The 10,196-nt window shown below is 61.7% G+C and carries 13 protein-coding genes and 1 other RNA gene; 7 read left to right on the top strand and 7 right to left on the bottom strand.

The genetic code is table 11. The features are described from left to right. Positions 1 to 28: 28 nt before the first annotated feature. The 3 genes from ssrA (at position 29) to ACE3OA_RS04030 (ending at position 1,761) form a co-directional block, all read left to right on the top strand. Positions 29 to 396: a transfer-messenger RNA gene (gene ssrA, locus ACE3OA_RS04040) on the top strand. Between the two features lie 75 nt (positions 397 to 471). After that, complete coding sequence (locus ACE3OA_RS04035; protein WP_374308151.1) at positions 472 to 1,035, top strand: SspB family protein; 564 nt, start codon at positions 472 to 474, stop codon at positions 1,033 to 1,035. 510 nt (positions 1,036 to 1,545) lie between these two features. Next, positions 1,546 to 1,761 carry a hypothetical protein gene (locus ACE3OA_RS04030; RefSeq protein ID WP_374308149.1) on the top strand — a complete coding sequence of 72 codons (216 nt, stop codon included), beginning with the start codon at positions 1,546 to 1,548 and terminating at the stop codon, positions 1,759 to 1,761. Between the two features lie 100 nt (positions 1,762 to 1,861). Here ACE3OA_RS04030 and ACE3OA_RS04025 read toward each other — a convergent pair whose 3' ends face one another. Further along, positions 1,862 to 2,326 carry an MmcB family DNA repair protein gene (locus tag ACE3OA_RS04025; RefSeq protein WP_374308147.1) on the bottom strand — a complete coding sequence of 155 codons (465 nt, stop codon included), beginning with the start codon at positions 2,324 to 2,326 and terminating at the stop codon, positions 1,862 to 1,864. A 119-nt stretch (positions 2,327 to 2,445) separates the two neighbouring features. On the opposite strand from ACE3OA_RS04025, the gene mtgA reads away from it, so the two are divergent. Together mtgA and ACE3OA_RS04015 are read left to right on the top strand one after the other, a co-directional pair. Next, on the top strand, positions 2,446 to 3,168 hold the full coding sequence (mtgA, locus tag ACE3OA_RS04020) for a monofunctional biosynthetic peptidoglycan transglycosylase (RefSeq protein ID WP_374308145.1): 723 nt from the start codon (positions 2,446 to 2,448) through the stop codon (positions 3,166 to 3,168). 71 nt (positions 3,169 to 3,239) lie between these two features. Beyond that, positions 3,240 to 3,842 carry a putative metalloprotease CJM1_0395 family protein gene (locus ACE3OA_RS04015; protein ID WP_374308143.1) on the top strand — a complete coding sequence of 201 codons (603 nt, stop codon included), beginning with the start codon at positions 3,240 to 3,242 and terminating at the stop codon, positions 3,840 to 3,842. A gap of 3 nt (positions 3,843 to 3,845) precedes the next feature. Here the strand turns inward: ACE3OA_RS04015 and ACE3OA_RS04010 are convergent, their stop codons facing one another. From ACE3OA_RS04010 to ACE3OA_RS03995, 4 genes are all read right to left on the bottom strand, one after another. Continuing rightward, positions 3,846 to 4,076, bottom strand: a complete 231-nt coding sequence (locus tag ACE3OA_RS04010; RefSeq protein WP_374308141.1) for a hypothetical protein — start codon at positions 4,074 to 4,076, stop codon at positions 3,846 to 3,848. Then, positions 4,073 to 5,482: a radical SAM protein gene (locus ACE3OA_RS04005; RefSeq protein WP_374308139.1), complete on the bottom strand. Its 1,410-nt coding sequence runs from the start codon at positions 5,480 to 5,482 to the stop codon at positions 4,073 to 4,075. The genes ACE3OA_RS04010 and ACE3OA_RS04005 overlap by 4 nt, the downstream gene beginning before the upstream one ends. Then, positions 5,391 to 6,086, bottom strand: coding sequence for a prolipoprotein diacylglyceryl transferase (locus ACE3OA_RS04000; RefSeq protein ID WP_374308137.1), 696 nt, complete (start codon positions 6,084 to 6,086; stop codon positions 5,391 to 5,393). Before ACE3OA_RS04000 ends, ACE3OA_RS04005 begins: the two co-directional genes overlap by 92 nt. Positions 6,087 to 6,172: 86 nt before the next feature. Further along, on the bottom strand, positions 6,173 to 6,376 hold the full coding sequence (locus tag ACE3OA_RS03995) for a heavy-metal-associated domain-containing protein (protein WP_374308135.1): 204 nt from the start codon (positions 6,374 to 6,376) through the stop codon (positions 6,173 to 6,175). 158 nt (positions 6,377 to 6,534) lie between these two features. Here ACE3OA_RS03995 and ACE3OA_RS03990 point away from each other — a divergent pair, with 158 nt between their 5' ends. Beyond that, complete coding sequence (locus tag ACE3OA_RS03990; RefSeq protein WP_374308133.1) at positions 6,535 to 7,149, top strand: PadR family transcriptional regulator; 615 nt, start codon at positions 6,535 to 6,537, stop codon at positions 7,147 to 7,149. Beyond that, positions 7,146 to 7,529, top strand: coding sequence for a DUF2218 domain-containing protein (locus ACE3OA_RS03985; RefSeq protein WP_374308131.1), 384 nt, complete (start codon positions 7,146 to 7,148; stop codon positions 7,527 to 7,529). Before ACE3OA_RS03990 ends, ACE3OA_RS03985 begins: the two co-directional genes overlap by 4 nt. An 8-nt stretch (positions 7,530 to 7,537) precedes the next feature. Here ACE3OA_RS03985 and ACE3OA_RS03980 read toward each other — a convergent pair whose 3' ends face one another. Further along, entirely contained in the window at positions 7,538 to 9,124 is a 1,587-nt protein-coding gene (locus ACE3OA_RS03980) for a peptide chain release factor 3 (RefSeq protein WP_374308129.1), read from the bottom strand. A gap of 88 nt (positions 9,125 to 9,212) precedes the next feature. Further along, positions 9,213 to 10,103 carry a DMT family transporter gene (locus tag ACE3OA_RS03975; protein ID WP_374308127.1) on the bottom strand — a complete coding sequence of 297 codons (891 nt, stop codon included), beginning with the start codon at positions 10,101 to 10,103 and terminating at the stop codon, positions 9,213 to 9,215. Positions 10,104 to 10,196 lie beyond the last annotated feature (93 nt).

Below are 10,196 nucleotides of genomic sequence, written 5' to 3'. Positions count from 1 at the left end.
ATAAATGATTAACGGAACCTCACCCGCGGGACTTTCGCTGGCGGACCGGGGCGCCTATATTAGGGATGTCGGGAGACCGACTATGGCGATAAACGTCTTGTGAAATAAGCGTTGCGGACCCGGGGGCGGTACCCGGCGCCTCCACCATAAACACTTGTCCATCAACCTGTTACCGGCTGATGACGAGCTTCATGGGGGCGAAATAGGATCGACGTGCGCGGTAAAGACAAGGCTTTTGCTCGGTATGGTACCCGCCGTTATCGGGCCAAACCTAGAGATGCCAACGACAACGTTGCATCCGATCTTCGTATGGCTGCCTAACATCCCTAACGGGCTGTAAGCAGTTTACTTAGAACGCGGTACCGGGGGGCGCCGGGCAACAGAAAGCCCCCCACCTGATTTCCAGTGCTTGACGCAGGCTTGGGGGCTGGCGGGACTGGACGGGTCACCAAGGGGAGATGGGACGGCGTTATGGCAAAGGATTGGCTGCGGTACGATCAGATGGTTGAGGATGCCCTGCGCGGTGTCGTGCGGCGGGCATTGACCGAGGCGGCTGTCAGTGGCCTGCCCGGCGATCATCATTTCTACATCACTTTCCGCACCGACAATCCGCTGGTCCGCATCCCGCAGCATCTGAAGGCGCAATATCCGCGCGAAATGACCATCGTGCTGCAGCACCAGTTCTGGGGCCTCGAAGTCACCGACGACAGCTTCACCGTGACGCTGAGCTTCGGCGGCAAGCATGAGGCCCTGTTCATCCCCTACGAGACCATCGTCAGCTTCGCCGACCCGTCGGTGAAATTCGCCCTGCAATTCGATTCCGGCGAAGCCGAGAATGATGAAGAGCATGAGGGCGATGAGGCCGAGGGCTCCGAGACGGTCCTTGCCCTCGACAAGCCGGAAGCAAAGCCGGCCCTCCTTGACCAGCGCCTGGCAACGAAATCCGAAGGCGCCGCCAAGGCTGATGGCGATGCCGTTGCCGCCTCGAGCGGTGGCACGGTCGTGGCCCTCGACGCCTTCCGCAAGAAGCAATAGCACGCCTCCCCCCTCTGGCATTCGTGCCACAGGCTCGCGGAAAATTTGCACCGATACACTTTCGCGGCTTGACGCGAGTCAGGCGGCTGCGTATTTTCGCCGCACCTCTCGAACAAGGAGGAGGACCGTCGAATGAACCATGTCACCCGAAAGAGCTGCTTCGCAGCCTGAGATTCGATGTCGGCCGACGCGCCGATGGCGTGTCGCTATTGCCCTTGTTCTCCGGAAATCCCGTTCAACTCTAACCGCGTAACGTCGGATCAACTCCGTCGCTGATCGATTCCCTCTGCGGAGGGTTCGTTTTGCGCCTGGGCCGTTCCGTCACTTTCCGGACCATCCAAGGCTAAGACACGTCGCCGCCGTTCAGTATGAACGACGTCGTTCCAGCATCGGATCTCACCCACAAACCCTGGCCTTTGATGCCGCTCGTTTCGCCCTTCGGGGGCGTTCGACGGAACGGTGAAGTCATGCCGGCATCACGGGTCAATTCAACCAGAAGGAAATATCGTCATGCCGATCAATCTCAATCTCTGGACCATCATGCTGGCTCGCTGGATGGATCGTTCGCGTCAAAGCAATGTTTTGACCACCATCGGCCTAAGCCGCGCGTCCCGGGACCATGCCGAAGGCGATAAGCCGAGGCGCGGTCAGGCACCACCGCTCGATCTCGAGCGGCTGTCGGTTCACCTGCGCCGCGATATCGGTCTCGAATTCGACCGTGTCTGACGGAAGGTGCCGGGGGTGGGAGCAATCCCGCCCCCGGGCCTTCCCGGTCGGGTGTCTCTCGGTCGGGCGTCTCTTGGTCGGGCGTCCCTCGGTCGAGCGATCAACCCAACATTTCGGTAGCCCGCGCCAGTCTTTGACTGGCCGTCAGGGCTATCTGCAGGATCTGCGCCCGACGGCGATTGCCGTTGAGGGGTGTGGCTGCCGATTCACGCAAGATTGCCCCGCCATGCCGGTCGGCGACGATGAGGCCGCATTCCGCCGGCAGGATCGCCTGCGGAAAGGATGGCGCCACGGCAAAGAAGAACCGGTCGCAGAAGTCGAGATATTCAGGCCATTTCTGGTCGGCCCGGAAATCGGCCCGGCAGGATTTGATCTCCACGATCACGATTTCGCCGGCTTCGTTGAGCGCCACAATGTCGGCGCGGCGTTTCACCCGCAACGGAAACTCCTGCAGCGCCGCATAGCCCAGATCCCCAAACAACCGCATGACACCGCGCGCAATATCGGCGGCGATCAGGGGATTGTCGGTGGGTTCATCGCGTGCGGGAAAAAGGCTGTGGGACATGGCGGAGCTCCTTAGATAGGCTAAGCTTGCCTTGGCGTTCCCGTTTTGTCCAGGCACTCGCCCGCTTGCGGCCCGGGCCCCGGGCAGATATCCAGAGCGGCTGGAAAGCCGGGGGCGGGATGATCGAGGCGGAACCCATAAAGCGACCGAGTTGGCTGCGCCGCGCCTGGCGCTTCCTAATGCGCGCCATCGCCCTCTTCCTCCTCATTTCGGTGGTATCGACAGCCGTCTATGCCTGGGTCCCGCCGCCGGTCACCCTGCTGATGCTGCAACGGGTCTTTGAAGGAAACTGGATTCACAAGAGCTGGCGCTCCTACGGCAATATCTCACCCAATCTCGCACGCGCGGTCATCGCCGCCGAGGATGCGAAATTCTGCGAGCATCGCGGCTATGATTGGGAAGCGATCGAGAAGGCCTGGAAGCGGAATCAAAAAGCCAAGCGCATCCGCGGCGGCTCGACCATCAGCAACCAAACGGCCAAGAACGTCTTCCTCTGGCCGGACCGTTCCTATGTGCGCAAGGGCTTGGAATTCTATTTCACCGGCCTCATCGAGCTCACCTGGACGAAAAAGCGCATTCTCGAGGTCTATCTCAACGTCGTCGAATTCGGCCCCGGAATTTATGGTGCCGAGGCTGCGGCGCAGGCCCATTTCGGGAAATCCGCCAAGGATCTCACGCGCCGCGAGGCGGCCTTGCTGGCTGCGGTCCTGCCCAATCCCATTCGCTGGTCCGCCTCGAAGCCGACCAGCTATATCCGCAATCGCGCCGGCACGATCCAGGCACGCATGAACGACGTGCCGGACCCATCCGGGGATCCCTGCAAGCGGGCAATTGCGCCGTAACAACAGCCCTGCCCGCACCGTATCGTCAATTAACCAAGACAGAGACGTAACCCGGTTGCAGAATAACGGCCATGCCGACGATCGGTAGCCTCATAAATAACGGTCAGGGCCAGGTGATCGCCAAGGTGCCGGGCGGTGCGCCGGGGACCGAGTCTTTCCTTGTGCGCAAAGTCACGCAAGGCAATGAAGCGGCAGCGCCATCGGCCAGCGCAACGGCCGGCCAGCTTTCGGAAGCCGACCGCCGCATCATCGCCGAATTGCAGCAGCGCGACCGCGAGGTGCGCAACGAGGAACAACGCCACGCCGCGACCGCCGGCCAGTTCGGCGGCCAGCCGCAATATGTCTTCAAGCGCGGCCCCGACGGCAAGCTCTATGCCGTCGAAGGCAAGGTGCCGATCAACGTCAATGTCAGCGGCACGCTCGAGGACCAGGAGAAGGCGCTGCGCCGCGTGCAGGCGGCGGCCGTCTCTGTTCAATCCCCCTCATCCGGCGACACGCGCGCCGTCGCCGGTGCCGCAGCGGCCCTCGTCGCACAGGATGGCAAGCAGCCGCAATCATCTGAAGCTGAGCGCCGGCAGCAGGCCGAGAAAGCCTATCGCCAATCCCAGGCGACGCAGGCAGCCGCCGACCTGGCGAAGGAAATCTTCGGCGCCGTCGCCGACCAGCGGATTTGACCGCTATCCCTTGAGCCGCTGCAGCAATTGCCAGGCGACATAGACGGCGCCGACGCCGAAGAGGAAAGGCGGGCCGCCGAGCAGCAGGGCAAGGCCGCCATCGGTCGGCATCGAGACCAGGATGCAGCCGCCGGCGCCAAGCACCACAAGGACGCCGACGATGATCACGGCCCAGCTGACGACGGTCGCAAAGCCGTCATTGCCGGCTGGCCGGTTGTTGTTTTCCGCGCTCATCTTGCCCCCTTGGCCCAAGCTCGACCAGCTGCCAGTCTTTGCTCGAGGCCCGGCCGGTAAAACAGATTGTAGGTGTCGAAGGGAATGATCTTGCCTTCCGGCGTCACGAAATGAATGCAGGAGCGCTTCACCTGCCCGGTGCAGAAATTGAAGCGGTCGAGAAACTGGATGCCGAGAACGCGAAAGACGCGATCGTAGCCCAGCGCCTGTGGCAATTCGATATCGGGCAGGCAGCAAAGCAGGGATTGCAGGGCCGGCGCCGCATTGTTGCCGGCGGTCGACAGCGACATCAGTTCGAACAGCCGCTGCTTCAGGGCCGGGTGCTTCTCATAGGCGATGGTGTTCGGGCCATTGCGCAGGATCTCCTCCTTGGGCAACAGGCGCGTGATCGGCGTCAGCTTCTCGCCGTCGCGGAGCGCATAGCCGATGGTGATCGATTCCGGGTTGCAGGGCAGCGGGATGATGTCGTCGGGCGCGAACTGGTCGAACTGCGTGAGAATACCGCGGCGGATATCCGACAGCACGATCCTGTTCTGCTTGGCGTCGAACCCGTCATTGCGGCCGGCATCCTGCACCGGCTGAAAGGTCACCCCGCGTACGCAGCGATATTTCAGGGCGTGGCGGATGATGTCACCGATCTCATCATTGTTGACGCCGCGCTTCAGCACCACGACCAGGGTCGTCGCTATGTTGTAGCGTTCCAGATTATCCAGCGCCTGCGCCCTGATCGCCCGCAAATCGGCACCGCGGATATCCATCAAGGCATCGCGCTTCAGGGAATCGAATTGCAGATAGACTTCAAAACCCGGCGTGAACTCCTGCAACGCGGCGACGAAATCCGGCTCCTTGGCGATGCGCAAGCCGTTGGTGTTGAGCATGATATGGCGGATCGGCCTGCGTTTCGCCGCGCGGATGATGTCCAGGATATCGGGATGCAGGGTGGGTTCGCCGCCGCTGATCTGCAGCAGGTCCGGCTCCCCCTCGCTTGCCACCAGCGCATCCAACATCTTCTCGACTGTGGCGAGGTCCAGCTGCTTCGATTTGTGCGGCGCCGAATCGGCAAAGCAGACCGGGCAAGTCAGGTTGCAATGCTCGTTGATCTCAATCAGCGCCAGGCATGAATGCTGCTCATGATCCGGGCACAGGCCGCAATCGAATGGGCAGCCATAATCGGTGCGGGATTGAAAGGCCTGCGGAATGTCGCCGGGCTTCAGCCAGTCGCGCTGCTGGCGCCAATAGGCGGCATCCGTCGAAACCAATGTCTTCTGAACGCCATGTGCGCCGCAACGCTTCTGGTAATAGACCTCATTCCCCTCAATGAGGATCTTGGCCGGGACCGGCAGCAGGCAGATTTCGCACAGCGAGGTCGTCTGGCCGAAGAAGAGATAGGGTCTCAAATCGCGCATGGTGCCGCCAAATCCGCCAAAGCATGAAGGCAGCGTAGAGGATCAAAACCAGGGCGCCAATCTGGAATACGGTAAGAGCGTTCACAATGCGCCCATAGGGCTTGAGGAACTCCAGTAGAAGGCGATCGGAAGCAAACCACAGGGCGAAAAGATAGAAGCCATAGGCGCTTGCCGCCCTGGGCCGCGCCCGTGACCAGGCGAAGAACGCGCCGGCAAAGACCAGCATGGCGGCACTCTCATAGAGCTGCACCGGGTGGCGCGGGATGCCGTCCCCAAAATCGTAGCCCCATGGCAGCGCCGTCGGCGTGCCATAGGTAAAATCTTCCATGCCGCCCAGAAAGCAACCGATGCGCCCGATGGAAAGACCCAGCGTCAAGGGCAGAACGAAGATCGCCCCGGTCGAGAGCTTGATCCCCTTCCCCGACTTATAGAGCTCGATGCCGACGATACCGCCCAAAACCGCGCCGAAGACGCTGCGCCCGATTCCGGGCACCCCTGAAACTGCGAGGTTGAGCGTCCCCAGCCAATAGGCGCCGAGTGCCGCCGAAATGGTGAGCGCGAGCCAATAGCCCTGTCCCCTTCCTGCGGAAACCTCCGGCGCCACCGGTCGCAGATAGCGCCGATACAGCCACCACCCCGCCGCACTGCCGACAAAAGCCGACAGCAGGTCGGTGATGAAGTGCAGGTTGATCAGGCCGCATCCCCCGTCACGTCATAGCCGACATCTTCGATTGCCGCGACGACTTTGGAGCGGTCGGGCGAGCCGCTGACCTTCACCTTGCCGCCGGGGATATCAACCTCGACCTCGGCGCCCGGGGCCACGACCGCCAGCGCCTTCTTGATCGACGAGACGCAGCCGCCGCAATTGATGCCTTCGACCTTCAAATTCAACATGGTGATCTCTCCTCTCGATACGCTGTCCAAAGCAATATGGGGCCTCCCATGATGGGAAGGTCAAGGAACCTGGCAGCTTTTTTCGATGGCGCTCTTGAAATAGAGTACATTTCGATATATCTAATAAATCGATATATCGAAATAGAAAGGACAGATATATGTTTTTCAAACACTTAACCAGTCACTGCGATAAGCACGGGGAGCGCGGCGACCGCCGTTTCGCCCGGGATGAGTTCGGCGGCGGCCGCGGTTTCTTCGGTCGCGGCGGCTTCGGTGGGCACGGCTTTGGCGGCCGGCATGGCCGGCGCTTCGGGCGCATCTTCGAACATGGCGACCTGCGCTATGTGGTGCTGCAGATGATCGCCGAAAAGCCCCGCTACGGGTATGAGGTCATCAAGGCGATCGAGGAGAAGCTCGGCGGCGCCTATACGCCGAGCCCCGGCGTCATCTACCCCACCCTGACGCTGCTCGAGGAAACCGGCTATGCGACGGTAAGCGAGGCTGAGGGCAATAAGAAGCTCTATGCCATCACCGAGGCCGGCAAGGCGTTCCTCGCCGAGAACAAGTCGATCATCTCGGCGATTTTCGACCGGATCAGCGAGACCCATGCAGCCCATGGCGGCGGTCCTGCCCCGCAGATCCTGCGGGCGATGGAGAATCTTAAGGTGGCCCTGCGTCTGCGCAGTTCGCAAGGCCCACTTACCGACGAGCAGATCCGCGCCATCGCGGCCACGCTCGACGAGGCAGCCCACAAGATCGAGAACTTGAAATGATGGTGATGATGATGGCTGAAGCCGCCAACCGACTGACTTCGCCGAGTCTGACTTCGCCGAGTCTGGCCTCGCCGGGCCAGACGTCGCAGGGCCTGACTTCACTGGCGCGTGTCGCCACGACCTCGCCCTCGCGCTATCTGGGGCAGTTGTGCAAGCATTTCGCCCACAAGCTCCCGACCACGCATGACGCCGAAACGGGGCGCATCGAATTCCCTTTCGGGCTTTGCGAACTTGCCGCCGGCAAGGACATTCTGGCTCTCACCGTATCCGCGGCCGATGCAGATACATTGACCCGCATGGAAGAGGTGATCGGAAGTCACCTCATCCGCTTCGCCTTCCGCGAACCGCTTGCGGTCAACTGGCAGCGCGACGCCGACTAGCGGCCGCCTTAGTGCGGCTGCTCCTTCACCTTGAGGAATTTGACCTTGGGGTGATCCTTCTCCGCCCGGTCGAGATGCCAGGCATTGCGGGCGAGGAACACCGGATCGCCGTTGTGATCCTTGGCAAGGCTGGCCCGGGTCTCGTCCACGAAGGCCTTCAGCGCCGCGGGATCGTCGCTTTCAATCCAGCGTGCGGTATGCAGGCTGCTCGGCTCGAACCGGACCGGCAGGCCATATTCGGTGCGGATGCGGTCGGCCAGGATTTCGAACTGCAAGGCGCCGACGACCCCGACGATGTAGTCGGTGCCGATCTCGGGACGGAAGACGCGGGCAGCACCCTCCTCCGCCAGTTGCTCAAGAGCCTTCCCCAAGTGCTTGGCACGCAAGGGATCGTCGGCCCGGACGGACTGCAGATATTCCGGCGCAAAGCTCGGAATGCCGACGAATTGCAGCTGCTCGCCCTCGGTCAGCGTATCGCCGATGCGCAGATTGCCGTGATTGGGGATGCCGAGAATGTCGCCGGCAAACGCCTCTTCCGCGATCTCGCGGTCCTGAGCCAGGAAGACGACCGGGTTGTGGAGCGTCAGCTGCTTGCCCGAACGGACATGCAGCATCTTCATGCCGCGTTGGAAGCGCCCTGACACCAGCCGGGTGAAGGCGATACGGTCGCGGTGCTTCGGGTCCATATTCGCCTGGATCTTGAAGACGAAGGCCGTGGTCTTTTCCTCGGTCGGTTCGACCAGACGGGTCGAGGTCTTCTGCGGTCGGGGCGGCGGCGCCATTTCCGCAAGGCCCGCCAGCAACTCGCCGACGCCGAAATTGTTGACGGCCGATCCGAAATAGACCGGCGACAGATGCCCTTCGCGATAGGCCTTGAGGTCGAACGGCTTCATCAGGCCGCGCGCCATCTCGATGTCGTCGCGCAGGCGCGTGGCCTCGTCTTCTTTCAGGTTCCGGTCGAGCGCCGGATCATCGATTCCTTTAATTTCAACGATATCTTCGTCTTGCTTGCCACCGCGAGCGAAGAGAATGAGCTGGTCTTTGAGCAAGTCGTAACAGCCCTTGAAGCTCTTCCCCATGCCGATTGGCCAGGAGGCCGGCGTCACGTCGAGAGCCAGGCGCTCCTCGATCTCGCTCATGAGATCGATGGGCTCGCGCCCCTCACGGTCCATCTTGTTGATGAAGGTGACGATCGGCACGTCGCGCAGGCGGCAGGCTTCGAACAGCTTCAGGGTCTGCGCTTCGATACCCTTGGCGGCGTCAATCACCATCACCGCGCTGTCGACGGCGGTCAGGGTCCGGTAGGTATCTTCCGAGAAATCCTCGTGGCCCGGCGTGTCGAGGAGGTTGAACGCGCAGCCTTTATATTCAAAGCTCATGACCGAGGCGGTGACCGAGATGCCGCGCTCGCGCTCGACCTTCATCCAGTCGGAACGTGCGCGCCGCTGCTCGCCACGCGCCTTGACGGCGCCCGCCAACTGGATGGCGCCGCCGAACAGCAGCAGCTTTTCGGTGAGCGTGGTCTTGCCGGCGTCAGGGTGCGCGATGATCGCGAACGTCCGGCGCCGGGACACTTCATTCGGCAGATTGGCCATGAGTCTCTCGAGGTTCGAAGTCGAGGCGCAATCTAAGCAATTCGGGCAGATTTTCCACCCAAATCATAGCGCAACAACGGATTGATTTTTAAGCTTTTTTCGAACCGACTAGCATGACGCCGCCAAGCACGAAGGCAGCACCCACCATCTGCTCCAGCGAGACATCCTCGGCGAGGAACAGCCAGCCGAAGAAGATGGTGGCGACCGGACCGATCGACCCCACGATCGAGACCTTGGAGGCCCCCACCAGTTGGATCGCCTTGGCGGTGAGAAAAATGGGCAGGATGGTCGACAAGCCGGCCATGGCAGCAGCATAGGCATAGACCTGCCAGGGCTGCGTGACAGCCTCGACCAGGGGGTTGGCGATCAGGAAATGGATGACGCAGGCGATGGCCGCAACGCTGGTCGCCAGTCCCGCAAACCGGGTCGAGCCCATGCGGCCCATCATCTGCCCGCTGCCGACCAGATAGATGGCATAGGTGATCATGCACAGGAAGATGAGCCCGCCGCCGACCGCCGTCGCCCGGTGGTCGCCGGTCATTTCTATATCGTGCAGGAAGGCGATGCCGATGCCGACATAGGAGAGGACCATGGCGAATATGGCGCGTCGGGTGATGGTCTTGCCGAACATGTAGACCGAGATCAGCACCACCACGGTCGGATAAAGGAACAGGATCAGCCGCTCGAGCCCGGCCGAGATATAGGCCAGCCCCATGAAATCCAGCAGGCTGGAAAGGTAATAGCCGACGAAGCCCAGGAAGATGATGTTGCCCCAGTCCCGCAGGCTGAGGCGAACGTCGGATTTGCGGCCGGACCACCAGGCGGCGGCGAGCAGTGCCGGCAAAGAGAAAGCCATGCGCAAAGCCAGCAGCAACACCGCATCGACGCCGTAAAGATAGGCGAGCTTGACGAAAATGGCTTTCATCGAAAAGGCGGCGGAGGCGAGAAACGCCAGCAGGACGCCGCGATTGGCGAGCATGATATGGTCCCGGCAGGAATGTTGGGCCGAGCCTAGAGAGCGGCGTCCGAGCTGACTAGCGCGAAACCGTCATAGCTCCATGTCGGATTAACG

Source organism: Dongia sp. (assembly GCF_041906375.1).
Taxonomy (GTDB): domain Bacteria; phylum Pseudomonadota; class Alphaproteobacteria; order Dongiales; family Dongiaceae; genus Dongia.
Note: the sequence above shows the minus strand (reverse complement) of the source record. Positions and strands in the feature narration are given on the sequence as shown.